Genomic DNA, 21,855 nt, shown 5'->3' on the forward strand with positions numbered 1-21,855 from the left:
ATTGAGGGTTGACAACGACACGCGTGACCGCCTGGCACACCAGGCAGGAGAGCCGACCGATGACCACCGCCAACCAGTCGCCGATTCCCCAGACCATCGGCTTTCTGCTACTCGACAATTTCACCCTGATATCGCTTGCTTCGGCCATCGAGCCACTGCGCATGGCCAACCAGCTCGCCGGTCGTGAGCTCTATCGCTGGTACTCCCTGAGTATCGATGGCGAACCGGTACGAGCCAGTGACGGCCTGCAGGTGACCCCGGATGCGGCGATCACCATCCCCCTGGCCCTGGACATGGTCATCGTATGCGGCGGCGTGGGGCCGAGTCGTAGTGTCCAGCGCGAGCACATTACCTGGCTGCAGGGGCAGGCGCGGTTGTCGCGACGTCTCGGCGCGGTGTGCACCGGCAGTTGGGCGCTGGCCCGGGCCGGGTTGCTCGATGGTCACGAGGCAAGCGTGCATTGGGAGTGCCTTGCGGCGATGCGCGAAGCGCATCCACGGGTGGCGCTGACCACCCGGCTGTTCTCCATCGATCGTGATCGTGCCACGGCCTCCGGGGGCACGGCCCCACTGGACATGATGCTCAACCTGATCGGCCGAGACCATGGACGAGAGCTCTCGGCGGGGATTTCGGAGATGTTCATCTGCGAACGCATGCGCAACGAGCAGGATGACCAGCGTATTCCACTGCGCCATGTGCTTGGCACCAACCAGCCCAAGCTGCTGGAGATCGTCGCGCTGATGGAAGCCAATCTCGAGGAACCGATCGAACTCGATGAGCTAGCGGATTACGTGGGCGTCTCGCGGCGTCAACTGGAGCGTCTTTTCCAGCGCTATCTGCACTGTTCACCCTCGCGCTACTACTTGAAGTTGCGCCTGACCCGGGCCAGGCAGTTGCTCAAGCAGACCGCCATGTCGATCATCGAGGTGGCCTCGGCCTGTGGGTTCGTGTCGACCCCGCATTTCTCGAAGTGCTATCGCGAATATTTCGGCGTGACCCCGCGAGACGAGCGGTTGGGCGTTGCCCCGCACGCAGCCTCTCGCCACCAGCTGGCATCCTACGTCCCTGGTGGAATGGCCGGTGTCCTGCCTGCCAACGTGCCGGAACTGCCGGTCTCCTGTGCGATCCTGGCGCTTTCCCAGGCGAAGGGTGAGCCCACCTATGCAAGCGTGCGGCTGTGAAGCGGCTGCGTCCCTGACCATTTGCAACGACCATCGCGCCCCTGTCATGGGGCGTGATGTTGTTATACTGCCCGCATGACTCAGGGCGGTCTCACTTCCGCCAGTCACCTCCCTCATCACAACACAAGGAACTTGCATGTCGTTGCCCCGGTTAGGCCGTCCTACCCTGCGCGGTGTGCTGCGCAAACTGGCCCTGGTGGTGGCGGGTTTCATGGGGCTGTCTGTTGTGCTGGTGCTGGTGTTCCGGGTGGTGCCGGTATTCGGTTCCATGGTGATGGTGGAGCGCAAGGTGGAATCCTGGGTAGCCCGCGAGCCGCTGAGTATCGAACATCAATGGCGCAGTTGGGCGGTGTTGTCCGATCACGCCAAGATCGCCGTGATCGCCGCCGAAGACCAGCGCTTCCCCGCGCACCGGGGGTTTGACCTGCATGAGATGCGACGCGCCCTGGAAGCCAGTCGCAATGGGGGGCGGCTACGGGGGGCCAGCACCATCAGCCAGCAGACCGCCAAGAACCTCTTCCTGTGGACCGGGCGAAGCTGGATTCGCAAGGGCTTCGAGGCATGGTTCACGCTGCTGATCGAAACCTTGTGGCCCAAGGAAAGGATTCTCGAGGTCTATCTCAATATCGTCGAATGGGACAATGGTGTATTCGGGCTGGAGGCAGCGGCCCAGCACTATTTCGGCGTTTCGGCAGACCAGCTCAGCGTCCATCAGGCCAGCCGTCTGGCGGCCATCCTGCCTAACCCCAGGGGCCTGGACGCCGCCAGGCCGAGTGTCCAGGTCGAGCGGCGCAGTGCCTGGATTCGCCAGCAGATCAATAATCTTGGCGGCGCTACTTATCTAGAACGGCTGTGATCGAGTCGCGCCATCACATGCTGGCGCATGGCCTGGGCGGCGGGTGACAGGCTGACTCCTGTGCGACTCAACAGGCCGATCCGGCGTTCGAGCAAAGGCTCGGCAAGCGCGATGAAACGCAGCCGCCGGCGCTCTTCCTGGAAGGCCAGGCGCGGCAGGGTGGTGATACCGATCCCCGCCTCGAGCATGGCCGTCAGCGAAATCATGTTGGAAACGTAGAGCGTGCTGTGAGTGAGCAACCCGGCAGCCGGCGATCCCTCGAGCAGTCGTGACGTGCCATTGCGGATCAGGGTGTGGCCGCTGAGCTCCCGCCAGTGCAACGGGTCGCAGTCGGCCAGTGGGTGGTCGTCGCGACACACCACCCCCACTGCGTCCTGCAGCAGCGGCGTGAAGTCCAGACCCTCCTCGGCCTGCCATAGGCTGGTGATTCCCAGATCCACCTCTGCCTTGAGCACCATGCTGCGTACCAGTTCCGAATTGCCATCGTGCAGGTTGATCTCGATTCCCGGGTAGTCGACCACGAAGCTGGCCAGAATGTCGGGCATCAGGCGGCTGGCCACCGAGGGTACCGCGGCGATATCGACACGGCCTACCTGGTGGCTGGCCATGGCCAGGGCATCGCGGCTCAGGCGGTCGTGATGCGCCACCAGTTCGCGAAAGCGCGGTTCACACCACTGGCCGAAGGGCGTCAGCCGTGCCTTGCCGCTGCCCTTCTCGAACAGCGCTTGTCCCAGCCGCGACTCCAGTTCGCCCACCGCCATGGAAATCGCCGGTTGGCTGCGGTGCAGGTGCTTGGCGGCGGCGTGGAAGCCTCCCTGGTCGATGATCGCCAGCACGCAGCGCAGAGGCTGAAGCTTGAGTTCGGGAAGCAAGGTAAGATTTCCTGATCGTTTTATTGAAACTGTTGATTATCCTTATCTTGGTGAGGCTCCTAGGATGATGTCAATGTCATTCAGGAGGTGTTCCATGTCGCAGACGTTTCCGCTCTTCATCGATGGTCAGTGGGTCGAAGGTGAGGGAGTACTCGCCAACCACAGCCCGTCGGATACCCATGACCTCATCGGGCATTATGCCCAGGCAGGTGTCGCCCAAGTGGACGAGGCGATCATCGCGGCACGGCGCGGCCAGCGTGAATGGGCGAAGACGGGGCTGGAGCGCCGCTATGGCGTGCTGATGGCCATCGGAGACGAACTCGCCGCCCGCAAGGACGAGTTGGGGCGGTTGCTGTCGCGCGAGGAGGGCAAGCCCCTGGCCGAAGGCATCGGCGAAGTGGCTCGTTCGGCGCAGTTCTTTCATTACTACGCCGCCGAGGTGCTTCGTCAGCTCGACGAGCGCGTGGACTCCGTGCGTCCGGGGGTGGAGGTCGACACCCGACGTGAGCCGGTCGGCGTGGTGGGCATCATCAGCCCCTGGAATTTCCCCATGGCCACCGCGGTATGGAAGATCGCCCCGGCGCTGGCATTCGGCAACGCGGTGGTGTTCAAGCCGGCCAACCTGGTACCCGCCAGCGCCTGGGCGCTGACCGAGATCATCAGCCGCCAGGCACTGCCTGGTGGCACCTTCAATCTGTTGATGGGCCCTGGCGGTAGTGTCGGAGAGGCACTGATCCAGAGCCCTGACATTGCCGCACTCAGCTTCACCGGCTCGCTGGAGGTAGGGCGACGGGTGGCAGCGGCCACCGCCGGCAATCTGGTCAAGTGCCAACTGGAGATGGGGTCCAAGAATGCGCTGATCGTCGCCGAGGACGCGGACCTGGACCTGGCCGTCGAGGCCGCCTTCAACGGTGCCTATTCCGGTACCGGTCAGAAGTGCACGGCATCATCGCGCTTGATCGTGGTGGAGGCGGTGCATGATGCCTTCGTCGAGAAGCTGACGGCACGGCTGGCCGGGGCCAGGGTCGGCCATGCGCTGGAGGAGGGCGTGCAGATCGGCCCGGTGGCGAATGCCCGCCAGCTCGAGTCCAATCTCGACTGGGTGGCGCGGGCCGTCGGCGATGGTGCGACCCTGGCCTTCGGCGGCGAGCGCCTCGAGCGTGATACCGATGGCTACTTCATGGCGCCGACCCTGCTGACCGGGACCACCAATAGCATGCCGATCAACCGCGAGGAGGTGTTCGGCCCGATCGCCTGCGTGATCAAGGTTGCCGATGCCGAGACGGCCATCGAGACCCTCAACGACACCCATTTCGGTCTCACCGCCGGCATCATCACCGACTCCCTCGCGCTTGCCAGCGCCTTCAAGGCGCGTGCCGAGACGGGCTGCGTGATGGTCAACCTGCCGACCGCCGGCACCGATTATCACGTGCCGTTCGGCGGCCGCAAGGACTCGAGCTTCGGCCCACGCGAGCAGGGGCGTTACGCGCGGGAATTCTACACCGTGGTCAAGACCTGCTACGTCAAGGCGTAAGGAGCGACGCATGTCCCGAGAGATGCTGACCATCGATGGGCTGCAGTACTCCTGCTGGTCCCGGGAGATCTTCGAACAGATGCGCGAGGGCGGAGTGGATGCCGTGCATGCCACCCTGGTCTATCACGAGACCACCCGCGAGACGCTGTCTCGACTTGGCGAGTGGAACCGTCGTTTCGAGCAGCATCATGACCTGATCATGCCGGTCCTCGAACCCGCCGATATCGCGCGTGCCCGTGAGCTCGGCAAGGTGGGCATCTTTCTCGGCGCCCAGAACTGCTCGCCAATCGAGGATGATATCGACATGGTGGCGGTGATGCGTCGCCTGGGCCTTTTGATTATGCAGCTCACCTACAACAATCAGAGCTTGCTGGCCTGTGGCTGTTACGAGAGCGATGACAGCGGGGTCACCCGCTTCGGACGTCAGGTGATACGTGAGATGAACCGCGTCGGCATGGTCATCGACATGTCCCACAGTGCCGAGCGCTCGACGCTCGAGGCCATCGAGCTGTCCGAACGGCCGGTGATCATCTCCCACGCCAATCCGGCGTTCTTTCACCCGGCCAGGCGCAACAAGTCCAACCGGGTGCTCGCGGCGATCGCCGAGTGCCAGGGGCTGCTGGGGTTTTCCGCCTATCCCTTCCATCTCAAGGATGGCCCGGACTGCACCCTGGAGGCCTACTGCGAGATGATCGCGCGCACGGTCGACTTGATGGGCATCGAGCATGTAGCGCTTGGCACGGACCTCTGCCAGGACCAGCCCGTATCGGTGCTCGAGTGGATGCGCAATGGTCGCTGGTCGAAGGAGATGGATTACGGCGAAGGCAGTGCCAGCAACGCTGGGTGGCCACGTCCGCTGGCCTGGCTGCGCGACAGCCGCGACTTTCCCAACCTGATCGACGGTCTGCACCGGCAGGGCTTCGTGGGCGACGAGGTCGAGCGGATCATGGGGCGCAACTGGGTGGCGCTACTGGAGCGCGCGGCGACACCCGCGCAGACACCCACGCAGCTGGCCGTCGGATAATCACGCCAGACAACGACATCCTACGTCGCTTCCACAACAACAATGACCTTCTGCAAAGGACACGCTCATGCACTCTGACCCCAAGACTTCCCGTTCCGCACCGACCCGCTTTGGTGATCCCGTGGTGCTCGGCCTCAGCGCTGGCTTCATCGTGCTGTTCGTGGGGCTTTCGCTCTACGACATCGAAGGTGTGGCGAGCGTGATCGGCGCCGGGTTCGCCTGGACCGCCGCCATGCTGGGTTCCTATTTTCAGTTGCTGCTGTTGCTGACCTTCTTTATCGCCATGGGCCTTGCGGTATCGCCCGCGGCGAGCGCCAAGATCGGCGGGCTGGACAAACCCGAGCTGAGCACCTTCAAGTGGCTTTCCATCATCATGTGCACGCTGCTCGCCGGAGGTGGGGTGTTCTTCGCCGCCGGCGAGCCGGTCTACCACTTCGTGGTCACGCCACCGGCCTTCGATACCGAGCCGGGCGGTGTCCAGGCGGTGGCCGGTGCCCTGGCGCAGTCCTTCATGCACTGGGGGTTTCTGGCCTGGGCGGTGCTGGGCTCGCTGACCGCCGTGGTGCTGGCTCACTGGCACTACGACAAGGGGCTTCCGCTGCAGCCGCGGACGCTGTTGATACCGGTGTTCGGCGAGCGGCTGATGCGGGGTTGGCTGGGTGGCGTGGTCGACGCCTGCTGCGTGATCGCGGTGGTCGCCGGAACCGTCGGGCCGATCGGCTTTCTGGCCACCCAGGTCAGCTTCGGGCTACATGAATTGCTTGGCGTCGGAGAAGGTTACGGCACCCAACTGGTGATCCTGCTGATTCTCGGTGCGGTGTATGTCACCTCGGCGGCCACCGGTATCGACCGGGGAATCCAGATGCTCAGCCGCTTCAATGTGTTCCTGGCGCTGGCCATTGCCGCGGTGATCTTCCTGCTGGGTCCGACGCTGTTTCTGACCAATGCCTACCTGCAGGGCTTCGGTGAGTACGTCAGCTCATTTCTGGCCATGGCCACCATGACGTCGGAGACCGCGCCGGCCTGGTGGATGCAGTGGTGGACGGTGTTCTTCTTCGCCTGGTTCATCGGCTATGGGCCCTTGATGGCGATCTTCGTGGCACGCATCTCGCGGGGGCGCACCATTCGCCAGATGATCCTCGCGGTGGCGGTGATGGCCCCCATCGCCACTACCGTCTGGTTCACGCTGTTGGGCGGCTCGGGGATTCACTTCCAGCTCACCGGGGCCATCGACCTGACCGAGGCCCTCAACAACTTCCAGTTCGACGTGGCGACGCTGACCGTGGCACAGGCCCTGCCGGGCGGCACGCTGATGGCCCTGGCGATACTGCTTCTGACCACCATCTTCGTGGCCACCACCGGCGACTCCATGAGCTACGCCATCGCCGTGGTCTGCACCGGGCACGACGAGCCCCACACCGGCGTACGCATCTTCTGGGGCATCACCATGGCGTTGATGGCCGCCATCCTGCTCTATATGGGGTCGGGACAGATCGGCGTGCTGCAACAGTTCATCGTGATCACCGCCATTCCGGTATCGCTGGTGCTGCTGCCATCGCTGTGGACCGGCCCGCAGGCAGCGTACGCCATGGCACGTCAACAGGGGCTGACGACCCGCCCCAAGGTCATCGTCAATGACTGAAGCGGATCGGCTGTCGGCCGCGCTGCCCGGTCTGCGTCCGGCCGACGAGGTGATGCGGCTCGAACGCCTCGGTAGCCTGCATGCCACGCGCTTAAGCTTCGTGCGCACCCTGGTCCGGCAGATGGCTCGCCAGCGCTGGCGGATCAGCCGCGAGCGCTTCGACCTGGATGCCAACGGGCATGGCACGGCCATCTATCGCTTGCAGACGCCGCATGGCCGCTATCACGGCGTGATGTTCGCCCAGCCACTCGAGGATACGCAGCGCTCCGACCGGGTGATCGCCGAGGCCTGGGACGTGACCTTCGGCCTGGTGGAGGGCGATGTCGACGATAGCCTGCTGGCGCAGATGGCAGCCAATGTGCCGTTGCAAGAGGCCGGGCGCCAGCACCCCAGGGTGCTGGTGCTGTCGCGCGCCAACAAGAGCCTGCGTAACTTCGCCCACTTCGTCGAGGCGCTGGCCGCCGGGCATCAGCCCGACCCCGCCTGGTTGACCTGGGTCGGCTACCTGTATCGCACCACCGCGGTCTACGGCAACGGCAAGTTCGGCATTGCCGATTTCGCGCGACTTCATGACAACCCGGACTTTCGACGCCCTTTTTCGGCACAGATGGCCGGTGTCTATCTGCTGCGCCACTTCTCCATCGAGCAGGTCGAGCATCTCGCGGCCTGCCGTGCCCCCGACACCGCCTGTGGCCTGGCCACCGAACTGCGCCGCTACCTGGGGATCGGCAACTCCACCGGGCTCGGCATGGCGCCCTTTCTGATCAACCATCCACAGTTGATTGCCCAGTGGATCGCCCAGCGTGAGACCGCCCTGGCGCTGGCCATGCGGCAGGTGCCCGACGAAACCGACCGGCAGCGGCTGATCGACCTGACGCGGCGTGCGATGTGCCACTTCGAGCAGACGGTGACCGAGGATGCCGATCAGCGCGAACGCAATGCCGCCACCGTGGCGGCGCTGCCCGATGTGCTCAACTGGCTTGCCAATGTGCCATTGGCCGCCGATCTTTGGTGGCAATTGGTGGAGTGGGGGGCACGCACGCTCTCCCTGGAGGCTCAGGAACTGGTCAATACGCTATTGATCGAACTCTACCCCGATCCGATCGATAGCCTCGAGGATCATATGGGCGTCACCGAGAATCTCGATCTGGCGCCGGACATGCCCTTGATGCACCTTCGCCAACTGATCGAGACTCACTATGGCTGGGCGCTGGCCCATGATTACGAGAGCGTCGAAGGCGCGTGGTGGTTCTGGTACCGCTCCGCGGAAAAAGAGGAGCCAAGGCTCGGGCAACGCCATCTCGAAGCCGGTGCGGAGAAGGAGATGCCCATCGCCATCGGGCCGCGAGTGGCCCGCACCCACCACGCGATACGGGCGTTTCTCGATGAGCGACCGCGCGCCTCGGTGGTCGATTTCCTGCTCGAACATCCGCGCCACAAGGAAATCGTGCGCCGTATTCAGACCCTGGTGAAGGCGCCTTATGGCGATATCCACGCCAACCTCTGGCATCGCGACATGAAACCCATGCATCTGCTGCGCACCAAGCTGTCATTCTTCGGTGCCAGCCGTTTCGACCCGAAGTCCGACCGCTGGGTGCGCATCACTCTCTTCCAGGGGGCACCGCTGGTGGAGGAGCTCAACGCGGAGCCCGTCGATCTCGGTACCTTCGATGACTGGAGCTTTCCTCTGGAGCCGGGTATGCCGGCACGCGACGGTGCGCCATTCGCCTGCCTCTCTTCGCGTTCGGGAGTGATGGTCAAATGAACGTCTCCTACAATGAATTGCAGGGACTTTGCCGCAAGGCGTTCAGCGGGATCGGTTTCGAGGAGGGGGATGCCGCCGATGCCGCCGACATGGTTGCCTGGATGCAGTGTCATGGCCTGCATGGTGTCGAGCAGCTCAACCGTGGTCTCGACTTCCTGCTCGAGGAGGATCCCGAGGCGCTGCCCAGAGTGATCTATCAGGATGGTGACCTGGCGGTACTCGATGGTCAGTCCCAGAGCGTGCTGCGCAGCATCAGCCTTGCCACCGAGCTCGGCTTCGCCAAGGCCCGTGCCCGGGGGCTCTCGGTGGTGAAGATTCGCCGCTGCCACAATCGCCAGTTGATCATGGGATACCTCTCGAGGCTGGCCGGGCGTGGCATGAACATCACCGCCTTCTGGCGCAACGCCCAGATACCGCTCACCGAGCAGGTGGTGGGCTTTCGCGCCGGCCATGCCACGCCGGAAGTGCGCGTCTATGCGGTGCGAGAGGTACCCGAGGAGAACGAGCCGAACGACGGTATCACCCTGGTGATGGCCAATCATGTCGAACTGTTGCCTTCGCTTGGTGCCGACCACGATCTCGATCTGTTGGCTCACCACCCCGAATCGGAGCTGCTGGCGTGCCGCCAACAGGCGCTTGCCGATGGCATTCAGGTGGATGACGCCATCTGGGCTCGCCTCAAGACGCTTGCCCATCGCATACTCGTGGAGTCGAGCGAGGCCTCCCGGGATGGCGCGGGTGCCGGCATCAATGACAATGATTGAGTGGGTGCCTGGCCGGCATGACATTCGCCAGAGCGACATCCGCTTGTCCGTTTCCTCCTGAGGCGAGCTGTCAGGCATTGTTCCGGCGCTGGGTGGGTGACACCATCAGCGTATATCCCTATTTCCGACCCGATAACGACAACCAAGACCACTAGCGATACGGGACCACCATGACCGTCGAGACCTTGAATCCTGCGCGTCGCTTTCGCGGCAAGCCCCGTGGCCGTGATCTGCCCCCGGTGGCGCTTGCGGCGTTGCGCCAGTTGCTCGGTGACGAGCGCAGCGACCGAGAACTCAAGCGCCGCGACCGGTTGATCGAACATCTGCATGCCCTGCAGGATGCCCATGGCTATCTCGGCATGGTCGAGTTGCGTGCGCTTGCCGCCTACATGAACCTGCCCATGGCGGAGGTCTACGAGACCGCCACCTTCTACGCCCATTTCGATGTGGTGCATGACGAGCAGACCCCGCCACCGGAGGTCACGCTGCGCGTTTGCGACTCACTCTCCTGCCAGCTGGCCGGTGCCGCCACCCTCAAGTCCGAGCTCGCGGCGGGGGCCGACCCGGCCAGGGTGCGCGTAGTGCGCGCCCCATGCATGGGCCGCTGTGACAGTGCACCGGTGGTGGAGGTGGGCCACCACCATGTGTTGTTCGCCACCCGTGAAGGGGTCGAGGCGGTGGTGGATACCGGCCACTACCACCCCGAGGCGATCCTCTGGCAACGCCTGGCCGAGTACCGCGGCGAGGGCGGCTACGCGTTGCTCGAGGCGTGCCGCGAGGGGACGGTCACGGTCGAGGCATTGAGCGACGAGCTCGAGCGTGCCAATCTGCGTGGCCTGGGTGGGGCCGGGTTTCCGACCTTCAAGAAGTGGCATTTCGTGCGCCAGGAACCGGGCCCGCGTTACTGCGCCATCAATGCCGACGAGGGCGAGCCCGGCACCTTCAAGGATCGCTACTACCTGGAGCGTGCGCCGCATCGCTTTCTCGAAGGTGCGCTGGTCAGCGCCTGGGCAGTGGAAGCCAGTGCGCTTTATATCTACCTGCGTGACGAGTATCCCGGCCTGCACCGGGTGCTGCACGAGGCCATCGCCGAGCTCGAAGCCGAGGGGCTTGCCGCGCCTGGCTTCATCGTCATGCGCCGAGGGGCCGGCGCCTATATCTGTGGCGAGGAGTCGGCGATGATCGAGTCGCTCGAGGGCAAGCCCGGCAAGCCTCGCCATCGCCCGCCGTTCGTCGCCCAGGTGGGGCTGTTCGGTCGCCCGACCCTGGTCAACAATGTCGAGACGGTCTACTGGATTCCACTGATCCATGCCAAGGGCGCCGAGTGGTTCGCCGGGCATGGTCGAAACGGCCGCCAGGGCTTACGCAGCTTCTCGCTCTCCGGACGCGTCAAGCGCCCCGGCGTTCACCTGGCGCCGGCGGGCATCACCTTGAACGAGCTGGTCGAGGAGTACGGTGGCGGCATGGCGGAAGGCCATCGGCTCGCCGGCTACCTGCCGGGGGGCGCGTCGGGCGGAATACTGCCGGCCAGCAAGGCGGACATTCCGCTGGATTTCGATACCCTGCAGGCCGAGGGCTGCTTCATCGGTTCGGCGGCGGTCATCGTGCTCTCCGACCAGGACGACCTGCGCGCCGTGGCCACCAATCTGCTGGCGTTCTTTGCCGATGAGTCCTGCGGCCAGTGCACGCCGTGCCGGGTGGGTACCGAAAAGATGCTGACACTGCTCGAACGTGAAACCTGGCAGGTGGAGGAGCTCACGAGGCTCGCCCAGGTGATGCAGGATGCATCGATCTGTGGCCTTGGCCAGGCGGCACCCAATCCGGTGCTCGGCCTGCTCAAGGATTTCCGTGGCGAGCTCGCCAATCAGCACGTCATCGTCAAGGGATAAGGGGGCATCATGGCATCGGAAACCTTCACCCTGACGCTGGATGGCGTCGATGTCAGCGCCCACCCGGGCGAGACGTTGTGGCAAGTCGCCAAGCGCGCCGGCGAGACCATTCCGCATCTGTGCTTCAAGGATGCCCCGGACTATCGCGCCGATGGCAACTGCCGTGCCTGCATGGTCGAGATCGAGGGCGAACGGGTACTGGCGGCGAGTTGCCTGCGCGAGGCGGCCCCCGGCATGGTGGTCAAGAGCGCCACGTCCGAACGGGCCCGGACGTCCCGCGAGGCCGTGATGGAGCTGTTGATCGCCGACCAGCCGGCACGTGACACAAGCCCCGACCGCTCCAGCCACTTCTGGGCGATGGCCGATTCGCTGGCCATCGACGTGGCGGCGGTACGCGAATGGCTGCCATCGCGTGCCGCGCGCCACGCCCCCACCGTGCAGCATGTCACCGGGCGTGACGAGTCGCTTCCCCATGCGCAGGGCCATGACCAGAGCCACTCGGCGATGCGCGTCAACCTCGACGCCTGCATCGAGTGCAATCTCTGCGTGCGCGCCTGCCGCGAGGTACAGAGCAACGACGTGATTGGCCTTGCCCATCGCGGTGCGGCGTCAAAGATCGTCTTCGACTTCGACGACCCGATGGGCGACAGCACCTGCGTTGCCTGCGGCGAGTGTGTGCAGGCGTGCCCGACCGGCGCGCTGATGCCGGCCACCCTGGTCGATCATCAGGGCCATGGTGATTCGGCGCAGGCCGACCGCAAGGTCGATTCGGTGTGCCCCTACTGCGGCGTGGGTTGCCAGCTCACCTACCATATTCAGCAGGAGCCCAGTGACCGCAAGGGGTTCCGGGGACAGAGCGAAGGGGAGGTCCGAGGTCCAGGGACGGCCGAGGTAGCGTCCAGGGAAGGATTCACAGCGCCTTCCCGCAGCTCTGTCACCGGATTCCCGAGCCAAGAGCGCATCCTGTTCGTCGAAGGACGCAATGGCCCGTCGAACCAGAACCGTCTGTGCGTGAAGGGCCGCTTCGGCTTCGATTATCCGGGTCACCCGGCACGCCTTACCCGGCCCTTGATCCGCAAGCCCGGTTTACCCAAGGGGCTCGATCCCGACTTCGACCCCGCCCAGCCGCTCACGCATTTTCGTGAAGCCAGTTGGGACGAGGCGCTGGATGCTGCCGCCTCGGGGCTCCTCGAGCTCAAGACCACCCATGGGCCCAAGGCCCTGGCCGGGTTTGGCAGCGCCAAGTGCTCCAACGAGGAAGCCTGGCTGTTCCAGAAGCTGGTGCGCACCGGCTTTGGCAGCAACAACGTGGATCACTGCACGCGGCTGTGCCATGCCAGTTCCGTGGCCGCGCTGATGGAGTGCCTCGGTTCCGGGGCGGTGACCGCCTCTTTCATGCAGGCGCTCAAGGCCGATGTGGTGATCCTGATCGGCTGCAATCCGGCGGTGAATCATCCGGTGGCGGCCACCTACTTCAAGCAGGCGGCCAAGCACGGCACCCAATTGATCATCCTCGACCCGCGTGGCCAGGCACTGGATGCCTACGCAAGTCTCAGTGTTCGTTTCACCCCGGGTGCCGATGTGGCACTGCTCAACGCGATGCTCAACGTCATCATCAGCGAAGGCATGTATGACGAGAGCTATATCGCCGACCACACCGAGGGCTTCGAGGCGCTGGCGGCCAGTGTCACCGATATGACCCCCGAAGCCATGAGCGGCCTGTGCGGCGTTGCGCCCGCGGTGATCCGCGATCTGGCCCGGCGTTATGCCACCGCCGAGCGCGCGATGATCTTCTGGGGCATGGGCATCTCCCAGCACACCCACGGTACCGACAACGCGCGCTGCCTGATATCCCTGGCACTTGCCTGCGGCCACACCGGGCGCCCGGGCACCGGGCTGCATCCACTGCGTGGCCAGAACAACGTGCAGGGTGCCTCGGATGCCGGGATGATTCCCATGGTGTTGCCCGACTACCAGCCAGTGGGGGATGCCCAGTTGCGTGCCGCCTTCGAGGAGCTGTGGAACACGCCGCTCGACGACACGCCCGGGCTCACCGTGGTGGAAATCATGGATGCCATTCACAGCGGCACCATCAAGGGCATGCTCATTCAGGGCGAGAACCCGGCGATGTCCGACCCGGATCTGAATCATGCACGGGGGGCGCTGGGCAAGCTCGAGCACCTGGTGGTGCAGGACCTGTTCGCCACCGAGACCGCGCAATTCGCCGATGTCATCCTTCCGGCGTCGGCCTGGCCGGAGAAGGACGGCACGGTCACCAACACCAATCGTCAGGTGCAGTTGGGCCGTGCGGCGGTTGCGTTGCCGGGTGAGGCACGCCCCGACTGGTGGATCACCCAGGAAATCGCCCGGCGCTTTGGCCTGGACTGGGACTATGCCCACCCCAGAGAGGTGTTCGCCGAGATGGCCCATGGCATGCCGTCGCTTGCCAATATTACCTGGGAACGCCTCGAGCGCGAGAGTTCGGTGACCTATCCGTGCCCCGCCGAGGATGCCCCGGGTGCCGACGTGGTGTTCAGCGACGCCTTCCCGCGGGCCGGGGGGCTCGCCCGGTTCACACCGACACGGCCGCTACCGCCTGATGAACCCATCGATGGTGACTTCCCCACGGTGCTGACCACCGGGCGACAATTGGAGCATTGGCACACCGGCTCGATGACCCGGCGCAGCCAGGTGCTGGATAGCCTGGAGCCTGAAGCGGCGGCAAGCCTCTCGCCGGGCGAGCTCAACCGCCTGGGCGTGGCCCCCGGTGAGCCGCTGACCATTACCACGCGGCGCGGTGCCATCACCCTGAAGTCGCGGGTCGACCCGGTGATGCCGGATGGCATGGTGTTCATCCCGTTCTGCTATGTGGAAGCGGCGGTCAACCTGCTAACCAACCCGGCGCTTGATCCCTACGGCAAGATTCCCGAGTTCAAGTATGCCGCGTGTCGGGTAACCCGCGCAGAGAAGCACACGGCCGAAGCCCCCGCACAAGCCTGACTAGGTCCTGTACCAGGTCCTGTCCTTGCAACGACATCGGGAGGCACTTCACCACGTGCCTCCCGATGCATTTTGATGGCCATGAGCGGTTATTCAGCGCTCAGAGCGTGGCGGGTAGCGCTCAAGAGCGTGGCAGGGCGCTTTCCGGGTCATACAGCGCGCCATACCCCACGGCCTCGACACGCACCGGATAGGGCTCGTTGAAGTACTCGATCAGCAATTCCTTGCCCACTTCGGCAACCGCCGCAGGCAGATAGCCGAGCGCGATATTCTTGCCGATGGAGGGGCCGAAGGCGATGCTGGTGGTGTAGGAGCGACGCCCGAGCGCGTCGATCAGCACCTCGCCAGTGGCGGGGTCGATGATCGGGCAGTTGCCCACCGGGTAGCGTGCCACACCTTCGCCATCGTGATTGTCGAGCATGGTCAACGTGCACAGGTAGGCCGGTTGCTGGTCCTTCTCTCGCTGCTCGAGGTAGGCGGCCTTGCCATGGAACTCGGCGGCCTTGACCTTGGGGCGTGCAAGCCCCGCCTCATAGAGGTTGTAGTGGGTCAGCAGGTCGGCGTTCTGCAGGCGCAGACTCTTTTCCAGGCGGCGGCTGTTGGCATAGGTCTCGATACCCACCGGCGTCACCCCCAGGTCGAACAGCGCATCCCACAGTGCCAGCCCATGACTGAATGGTACGTGCAGTTCCCAGCCCTGCTCGCCGACGTAAGAGATCCGAAAGGCGGTGACCGGAATGCCCTGCAGGGTCAGGGTGCGAACGTGGGCGAACGGGAAGGCGTCGAGGTCCCACTGCTCGGGCCGGTCGGCGATACGCTGGAGCGTGGCGCGTGCCTGTGGACCCCACACGCCCAGGCACGCCCAGTGGTCGGAGAGGTCTTGGATGTGTACATCATCGTGGCCACGCTCGTCGGCGATGCGCTTCATCCATGCCATGTCTCGGTTGCCGGCATCGGCGCCATCGATGACCCGGTAATGGCTCGGGCCCAGGCGCAGCACCGTCAGGTCGGCGCGTACCCCGCCATGTCCATCCAGGAAGTGGGTATAGACCCCCTTGCCGATGGGCGTATCGCCGCCAACCTTGGCCACCGAGAGATATTCCAGCAGCGGCTCGGCGCCGGGGCCTGTCACGTCGTAGACCGCGAAGTGCGACAGGTTGATCATGCCGACACTTTCACTGAGTGCCAGGTGCTCGGCGTTGGAGACCCGCCAGAAATGGCGGTTGTCCCACTCGTTGGCGCGCACCGGCACCCGATCGGCGTATTTTTCCAGCAGGTGCTCGTTGCAGGCGTAGCCGTGTGCGCGCTCCCACCCGGCAAGTTCCATGAAGTGGCCACCGAGTTCCTTCTCGCGGGGCCAGAACGGGCTCCGCCGCAGGCCACGCGCGGCGGTATAGGGCTCGCGGGGGTGCACCGGCGGGTTGTAGATCTTGAAGGCCGATTCGAAGCAGCGCTCCTGGATGTAGTGCCGGGTCTTCTGTGCGGGGTAGAAGCGCGCCACGTCGATGCCATGATGGTCGAACTCGGTGACCCCATCGGTCATCCAGTCGGCCAGCACCTTGCCGATGCCCGGGCCATCCTTGACCCAGACCGCCACGGCATACCATAGCCCGCGCACCTCCACCGATTCGCCGATCGACGGGCCACCATCGGAGGTGACTTGCAGCAGGCCGTTGAAGGAGCGCTTCTCGTCATAGCCAAGCTCGGCGAGTATCGGCGTAAGCTCGATGGCGCGCTCCAGTGGCTCGATGATCTGCTCCATCTCGAGATCGCGCTGGGAGGGCGAAAGCCTGGCTTGTTCCTTCTCGAGGATATCGCTCGGATGCACCAGGCGTGGTGCCTTCTCCTCGTAATAGCCCCATTCGATCTGCCCGCCCTCGGTGGTGGCCGGGTCGCCGGTGTCGCGCAGGTAGGCCGAGTTGCCCTGGTCGCGCAGCAGCGGGTAGCCGATCTCCTTGCCGCTACCGGCGAATTCGTCATAGGGCCCGAACCACAGGAGCGGATGGTCGACCGGCATCACCGGCAGGTCTTCGCCGGCCATCTCGGCGATCAGTCGACCCCATAGCCCGGCACATACCACTACATAGGGCGCCTCGATGTAGCCACGGTGGGTGTGCACGCCGACGATGCGCCCATCGCGAATCTCCAGGTCGGTGGCAGGGGTATTGGCGAACACCGAGAGCTTGCCGCTCTGTTCGGCCGTGTTGATCAGCTCGCCCACCACAGTCTGCGAGCGCGGCGTCACCAGCCCCGCGTCCGGGTCCCACATGGCTCCCTGGATCATCTCCTCTTCGATCAGTGGCATCTTCTCCTTCGCCTCGGCAGGCGAGATCATCCGCGCGCGGGTGCCGTAGGCCTTGCCGGAGTCGACCCGGCGCTTGAGTTCGTTCATGCGCTCATCATCGCCGACCCTGGCGACCTCGATCCCGCCGATACGGTGGTAATGACCCAGCCGCTCATAGAAATCGGCGCTGTACATCGTCGTGTAGCAGGTCAGCTGGTCATGGGAGGTCATGTAGCAGAAGTCGGAAGCATGAGCGGTGGAGCCGATGTCGGTGGGAACCGCGGACTTGTCGATACCGACGATGTTGGTCCAGCCCCGCTCGATCAGATGATGGGCGAGCGAAGCGCCGACGATGCCGCCAAGGCCGATGATGACGACGTCAGCGTGACTGGGGAATTGGGCCATGAGGTGCGTCTCCGCCGGAAGCTGGTGGTGCCAAACGGCTTGGTGATTTGGCATTTCAGTGTACGGGGGGGCCGCATGCCACCAACAGTTCAGTTACGACCTCTGGTTTCACGGATGCGTCATGCATGCAGCGGGTCTTGCCGGGTGTATCGAGTGCCTACCCACTCGCCCGGGCACAGATGTCGCAAACAGGTCGTCATATGGCTCTATTGGAAAAGCGGCGTGGGGTTGCCTGGCGCTAGCATGCGCTGAACACAGGCGATATCTGCATGCTTGCGCCTGTTTCTCCGACACCGTTCGACTTCGAGGAAAGCGCATGGCCGAATTCAAGACCGATATCGAGATTGCCCGCGCGGCCAGGAAGCTTCCGATTCAGGACATCGGTGACCGGCTGGGCATCCCCGCGGAGCACCTGCTGCCCTATGGCCACGACAAGGCCAAGATCGGCCAGGATTTCATCCGCCAGATACAGGACCGTCCCGATGGCAAGTTGATCCTGGTGACGTCCATCAACCCGACGCCAGCCGGAGAGGGCAAGTCCACCACCACGGTGGGGCTCGGCGATGCCCTCAACCGTATCGGCAAGTCCACCGTGGTGTGTATCCGCGAGGCGTCGCTAGGCCCCAACTTCGGCATGAAGGGCGGTGCGGCCGGGGGTGGGCGCGCCCAGGTGGTGCCGATGGAAGACATGAATCTGCACTTCACCGGCGACTTTCATGCCATCACTTCGGCGCACAACCTGCTCACGGCGATGCTCGACAACCACATCCACTGGGGCAACAGCCTGGAAATCGATGAGCGGCGTATCGTGTGGCGCCGGGTGCTCGACATGAACGACCGCGCGCTGCGCGACATCGTGGTTGGCCTTGGCGGTGTCGGCAATGGTTTCACGCGCCAGGCCGGCTTCGATATCACCGTGGCCTCGGAAGTCATGGCGATACTATGCCTTGCCAAGGATCTCGGCGATCTGGAGCGTCGGCTCGGCGACATGATCATCGCCTATCGGCGCGACAAGACGCCGATTCGTTGTCGTGATCTCAAGGCCGATGGCGCGATGACGGTGCTGCTCAAGGACGCCATGCAGCCCAACCTGGTGCAGACCCTGGAGAACAACCCGGCACTGGTACACGGCGGCCCGTTTGGCAATATCGCCCACGGCTGCAACTCGCTGATCGCCACCACCACGGCGCTCAAGCTAGGCGAGTATGTGGTCACCGAGGCGGGTTTCGGGGCCGATCTTGGCGCCGAGAAATTCTTCGATATCAAGTGTCGCAAGGCGGGCCTCCATCCGGCGGCGGCGGTTATCGTTGCCACGGTACGTGCCATGAAGATGAATGGCGGCGTGGCCAGGGAGGACCTGGCGAACGAGGACGTGGAAGCCGTGGAGAATGGATGCCCCAATCTTGGGCGGCATATCGCCAACGTCAAGGGGTTCGGGGTGCCGGTGGTGGTGGCCATCAATCATTTCCACGGTGATACAGATGCCGAGATTCAGGCGGTGAGGGAGTTCGTGGCCACCCAGGGGGCCGAGGCTATCGTCTGCACGCACTGGGCCGAGGGCGGGGCGGGAGCCGAGGAACTTGCCCACAAGGTGGCGCAGCTGGCGGACAGTGGGGCGTCCTGCTTCGCGCCTCTCTATCCCGACGACATGCCGCTGTTCGAGAAGATCGAAACCATCGCCCGGCGCATTTATCACGCCGACGAAGTGCTTGCCAATACCACGGTGCGTGAACAGTTACATGCCTGGGAAGCGGCTGGCTATGGCCATTTGCCGATCTGCATGGCCAAGACACAGTACAGCTTCTCCACCGACCCCAACCTGCGGGGCGCGCCTACCCACCATTCGGTGCCGGTGCGCGAGGTACGCCTGTCGGCGGGTGCCGGCTTCGTGGTGGTGGTTTGCGGCGAGATAATGACCATGCCCGGTTTGCCGGAGAGGCCTGCCGCCGAGAACATTCGGCTCGATGAGCAAGGGTGGGTGGAAGGGCTGTTCTGAGGTTTTCTCAAGACTGAAAGCCAACCCCCAGGAGATGGCTCCTGGGGGGTGGTTGGTATGACGCCATCAGGTGTTGGAGTCGGGGAAGGCGGCCTTGCGTTCGCTGATGAAGGCAAGCAGCGCTTCATCGATGGCGGGGTCGAGCTCCGGCGCCACGTAGCTTTCCAGCAGGGCCTTCCAGCGTGCATTGGCGCGCTGCGCCATGTCCAGCCGGCCATCGGCGTTCCACTGCTCGAAGCTGTTGTTGTCGGCGATGGGAGAGCGATAGAAGGCGCTCTTGAAATTGGCCTGGGTATGGCTGCAGCCAAGATAGTGCTGGCCCGGGCCGACCTCGCGTATGGCATCCATGGCCTGGCCGTTCTCGGACAGATCGACGCCCTTCAGCAGGGTCTGCATCATGCCGACCTGGTCGACATCCATGATGAACTTCTCGTAGCCCATCGCCAGGCCCCCCTCCAGCCATCCCGCGGAGTGCAGCGCGAAGTTGACCCCGCCAAGGGTGGTCGGCAGCAGGGTGTTGGCGCTTTCACTGGCGGCCTGGGCATCGGGCACCTTGGAGGCGGTCAGCGAGCCGCCGGAGCGGAAAGGTACGCCAAGCCGACGCGCCAGGTTGGCCATCACGTACAGTACCAGTGCCGGCTCCGGCGTACCGAAGGTGGGGGCGCCGGACTGCATCGACATGGAGCTGGCGAAACTGCCGAACACCACCGGCGCACCGGGGTTGATCAACTGCACGAAGGCCATGCCGGCAAGCCCTTCGGCGAGAGTCTGGGCGGCGGTGCCGGCCACCGTCACCGGTGACATGGCACCGGCGAGGATGAATGGCGTGATGATGCAGGCCTGGTTGTGGCGCGCATAGACCTTGGCGGCACCCAGCATGGTGTCGTCGAAGGTCATCGGCGAGTTGGCATTGATCAGGCTGATCAGGCAGGTTCGGGGCTTGCCGGTGTCCGGGTCCATCCAACGCTCACCGAACAGGATCTTCACCATCTCGACACTGTCTTCGGCACGCTGCGGGTGAGTCACCGAGCCCATGAAGCACTTGTCCGAATAGCGCATGTGGGCGTAGAGCATATCGAAGTGCCGCTTGTTGACCGGCAGGTCGACAGGCTCGCAGATGGTACCGCCCGAGTGATGAATCTGGGGGGAGAGGTAAGCCAGTTTGACCAGGTTCTGGAAGTCTTCCAGGGTGCCGTAGCGCCTGCCCTTGTCCAGGTCGTAGACGAAAGGGCTGCCGTAGGCCGGCACATGCACGGTGTGCGGGCCGCCAATCTCGACATTGTTGGCCGGGTTGCGCGCATGCTGGGTGAACTGGGCGGGGGCATGGGCCTGGATCAACTGGCGGCACATCCCACGTGGCATGCGAACCCGCTCTCCTTGTACATCGGCGCCGGCGTCACGCCATACCTGCAGGGCCTCGGCGTCACCACGAAACTCGATGCCGATCTCCTCGAGGATGATGTCGGCGTTTCGCTCGATGATGGCCAGCCCCTCTTCGCCGAGCACCTCGTAATAGGGTATCTGGCGGGTGGCGTAGGGAGCGGCGGGGGGCTGGCCGGTGTCGCGTCCGGCGCGGCGGCTGCCGGCGGTAGGGCGGGTGCGGCGACGAGGCGCATGGGTGGTCATGACGTGACACTCCGGGTTGGCTTTCGATGGGTGGGTAAAGCGCGTTGCGGGATATCTTCGGCGAATGGCAGCCGGTGCTGGTGGCAGGTGGCCTGCAAGGTGTTCAGCAGCAGGCAGGCGATGGTCATCGGCCCGACACCGCCGGGTACCGGAGTGATGGCGCCGGCGACCTGGCTGGCGCTGGTGAAGTCCACGTCTCCCGCCAGGCGGCTGCGGCCCTGTTCCTCGATGCGGTTGATGCCTACGTCGATGATCGTGGCGCCTGGCTTGATCCAGTCGCCGGTAACCAGCCCCGGGCGTCCCACGGCGGCCACCAGGATATCGGCGCGACGGCACTCCTCGGCAAGACCGTGGGTGCGGGAGTGCGCCACTGTCACCGTGCAGCTGTCGCGCAGCAGCAGGTTGGCCATCGGCTTGCCGACGATGTTCGAACGCCCCAGCACCAGTGCTCGCTTGCCGGCGAGCTCGCCCAGTTGCTGGCGCAGCAGCATCAGGCAGCCCAGCGGTGTGCAGGGCACCATGGCCCTGGCGCCGGTCGCCAGGTTGCCGATGTTGATCGGATGGAAGCCGTCGACATCCTTGTCCGGCGCGATAGCCTGAATCACCGCGGCTTCACTCAGCGAAGCCGGCAGGGGAAGTTGCACCAGGATGCCGTGCACCGCGGGGTCCGCATTAAGCGTGGCAATCAACGCGAGTAGCGCCTGCTGCGAGACGTTCGCCTCCAGCCGGTGTTCAAACGAAGCAATACCCGCCTCGCCGGCCTGTCGCGCCTTGTTGCGCACGTAGACCTGGCTTGCCGGGTCATTTCCGACCATTACCACGGCAAGGCCCGGGCGAATGCCATGCCGCTCCTGCAAGCCGAGAGTCTCCTGGCCGATCACTTCGCGAAGTCGATTCGCTTGCTGCTTGCCGTCGATGATCCTGGTCACGCTGACTCCTCGTTCGAGTGTTGCCCCATTTTGTCGACTCTACGCCTGGCGGATCATCGAGCTTGCTCAGCGACGACGTGCAAGGTCG

Annotated in this window: 14 protein-coding genes; 10 read left to right on the forward strand and 4 right to left on the reverse strand. The window is 64.5% G+C overall.

Annotated elements, in window-relative coordinates; translation table 11 throughout:
* Positions 1 to 59: 59 nt before the first annotated feature.
* Together gbdR and mtgA are read left to right on the forward strand one after the other, a co-directional pair.
* Entirely contained in the window at positions 60 to 1,181 is a 1,122-nt protein-coding gene (gene gbdR, locus C6V82_RS01340; protein ID WP_102589099.1) for a choline metabolism transcriptional regulator GbdR, read from the forward strand.
* A gap of 136 nt (positions 1,182 to 1,317) precedes the next feature.
* Positions 1,318 to 2,037, forward strand: coding sequence for a monofunctional biosynthetic peptidoglycan transglycosylase (gene mtgA, locus C6V82_RS01345; RefSeq protein ID WP_102589100.1), 720 nt, complete (start codon positions 1,318 to 1,320; stop codon positions 2,035 to 2,037).
* On the opposite strand, the gene C6V82_RS01350 is transcribed toward mtgA, so the two are convergent.
* Complete coding sequence (locus C6V82_RS01350) at positions 2,019 to 2,909, reverse strand: LysR family transcriptional regulator (RefSeq protein ID WP_102589101.1); 891 nt, start codon at positions 2,907 to 2,909, stop codon at positions 2,019 to 2,021. The two genes, mtgA and C6V82_RS01350, sit on opposite strands and share 19 nt — an antisense overlap.
* 94 nt (positions 2,910 to 3,003) lie before the next feature.
* On the opposite strand from C6V82_RS01350, the gene C6V82_RS01355 reads away from it, so the two are divergent.
* The 7 genes from C6V82_RS01355 (at position 3,004) to C6V82_RS01385 (ending at position 14,527) form a co-directional block, all read left to right on the forward strand.
* The gene (locus C6V82_RS01355; RefSeq protein ID WP_102589102.1) at positions 3,004 to 4,443 is read left to right on the forward strand and encodes an aldehyde dehydrogenase family protein; all 1,440 of its coding nucleotides are present in this window, start codon (positions 3,004 to 3,006) and stop codon (positions 4,441 to 4,443) included.
* Between the two features lie 10 nt (positions 4,444 to 4,453).
* On the forward strand, positions 4,454 to 5,467 hold the full coding sequence (locus tag C6V82_RS01360; protein WP_180978323.1) for a membrane dipeptidase: 1,014 nt from the start codon (positions 4,454 to 4,456) through the stop codon (positions 5,465 to 5,467).
* Positions 5,468 to 5,534: 67 nt separating this feature from the next.
* The gene (locus tag C6V82_RS01365) at positions 5,535 to 7,109 is read left to right on the forward strand and encodes a BCCT family transporter (protein ID WP_102589103.1); all 1,575 of its coding nucleotides are present in this window, start codon (positions 5,535 to 5,537) and stop codon (positions 7,107 to 7,109) included.
* The gene (locus C6V82_RS01370) at positions 7,102 to 8,874 is read left to right on the forward strand and encodes a hypothetical protein (protein WP_102589104.1); all 1,773 of its coding nucleotides are present in this window, start codon (positions 7,102 to 7,104) and stop codon (positions 8,872 to 8,874) included. Before C6V82_RS01365 ends, C6V82_RS01370 begins: the two co-directional genes overlap by 8 nt.
* Positions 8,871 to 9,638, forward strand: a complete 768-nt coding sequence (locus C6V82_RS01375) for an Ldh family oxidoreductase (protein WP_102589105.1) — start codon at positions 8,871 to 8,873, stop codon at positions 9,636 to 9,638. Before C6V82_RS01370 ends, C6V82_RS01375 begins: the two co-directional genes overlap by 4 nt.
* 170 nt (positions 9,639 to 9,808) lie before the next feature.
* Entirely contained in the window at positions 9,809 to 11,527 is a 1,719-nt protein-coding gene (locus C6V82_RS01380) for an NADH-ubiquinone oxidoreductase-F iron-sulfur binding region domain-containing protein (RefSeq protein ID WP_102589106.1), read from the forward strand.
* Between the two features lie 9 nt (positions 11,528 to 11,536).
* Positions 11,537 to 14,527, forward strand: a complete 2,991-nt coding sequence (locus C6V82_RS01385) for a molybdopterin-dependent oxidoreductase (RefSeq protein ID WP_102589107.1) — start codon at positions 11,537 to 11,539, stop codon at positions 14,525 to 14,527.
* Between the two features lie 121 nt (positions 14,528 to 14,648).
* On the opposite strand, the gene C6V82_RS01390 is transcribed toward C6V82_RS01385, so the two are convergent.
* Positions 14,649 to 17,216, reverse strand: coding sequence for a GcvT family protein (locus C6V82_RS01390; protein WP_102589108.1), 2,568 nt, complete (start codon positions 17,214 to 17,216; stop codon positions 14,649 to 14,651).
* A gap of 316 nt (positions 17,217 to 17,532) precedes the next feature.
* On the opposite strand from C6V82_RS01390, the gene C6V82_RS01395 reads away from it, so the two are divergent.
* Positions 17,533 to 19,212 (forward strand): formate--tetrahydrofolate ligase, encoded by a 1,680-nt coding sequence (locus tag C6V82_RS01395; RefSeq protein WP_102589109.1) that lies wholly within the window; start codon positions 17,533 to 17,535, stop codon positions 19,210 to 19,212.
* A 66-nt stretch (positions 19,213 to 19,278) separates the two neighbouring features.
* Here the strand turns inward: C6V82_RS01395 and C6V82_RS01400 are convergent, their stop codons facing one another.
* Positions 19,279 to 20,838, reverse strand: coding sequence for a trimethylamine methyltransferase family protein (locus tag C6V82_RS01400; protein WP_102589110.1), 1,560 nt, complete (start codon positions 20,836 to 20,838; stop codon positions 19,279 to 19,281).
* Positions 20,835 to 21,767, reverse strand: a complete 933-nt coding sequence (gene folD / locus C6V82_RS01405) for a bifunctional methylenetetrahydrofolate dehydrogenase/methenyltetrahydrofolate cyclohydrolase FolD (RefSeq protein ID WP_102589111.1) — start codon at positions 21,765 to 21,767, stop codon at positions 20,835 to 20,837. Before folD ends, C6V82_RS01400 begins: the two co-directional genes overlap by 4 nt.
* Positions 21,768 to 21,855: the final 88 nt, after the last annotated feature.

The organism is Halomonas urumqiensis (assembly GCF_003028575.1).
GTDB classification, from domain to species: domain Bacteria; phylum Pseudomonadota; class Gammaproteobacteria; order Pseudomonadales; family Halomonadaceae; genus Halomonas; species Halomonas urumqiensis.

Bases quoted from the DNA above. Each gene is read 5' to 3' on its own strand.
- gbdR (WP_102589099.1), top strand. From the start codon at position 60: ATGACCACCGCCAACCAGTCGCCGATTCCCCAGACCATCGGCTTTCTG.
- mtgA (WP_102589100.1), top strand. From the start codon at position 1,318: ATGTCGTTGCCCCGGTTAGGCCGTCCTACCCTGCGCGGTGTGCTGCGC.
- C6V82_RS01355 (WP_102589102.1), top strand. From the start codon at position 3,004: ATGTCGCAGACGTTTCCGCTCTTCATCGATGGTCAGTGGGTCGAAGGT.
- C6V82_RS01360 (WP_180978323.1), top strand. From the start codon at position 4,454: ATGTCCCGAGAGATGCTGACCATCGATGGGCTGCAGTACTCCTGCTGG.
- C6V82_RS01365 (WP_102589103.1), top strand. From the start codon at position 5,535: ATGCACTCTGACCCCAAGACTTCCCGTTCCGCACCGACCCGCTTTGGT.
- C6V82_RS01370 (WP_102589104.1), top strand. From the start codon at position 7,102: ATGACTGAAGCGGATCGGCTGTCGGCCGCGCTGCCCGGTCTGCGTCCG.
- C6V82_RS01375 (WP_102589105.1), top strand. From the start codon at position 8,871: ATGAACGTCTCCTACAATGAATTGCAGGGACTTTGCCGCAAGGCGTTC.
- C6V82_RS01380 (WP_102589106.1), top strand. From the start codon at position 9,809: ATGACCGTCGAGACCTTGAATCCTGCGCGTCGCTTTCGCGGCAAGCCC.
- C6V82_RS01385 (WP_102589107.1), top strand. From the start codon at position 11,537: ATGGCATCGGAAACCTTCACCCTGACGCTGGATGGCGTCGATGTCAGC.
- C6V82_RS01390 (WP_102589108.1), bottom strand. From the start codon at position 17,216: ATGGCCCAATTCCCCAGTCACGCTGACGTCGTCATCATCGGCCTTGGC.
- C6V82_RS01395 (WP_102589109.1), top strand. From the start codon at position 17,533: ATGGCCGAATTCAAGACCGATATCGAGATTGCCCGCGCGGCCAGGAAG.
- C6V82_RS01400 (WP_102589110.1), bottom strand. From the start codon at position 20,838: ATGACCACCCATGCGCCTCGTCGCCGCACCCGCCCTACCGCCGGCAGC.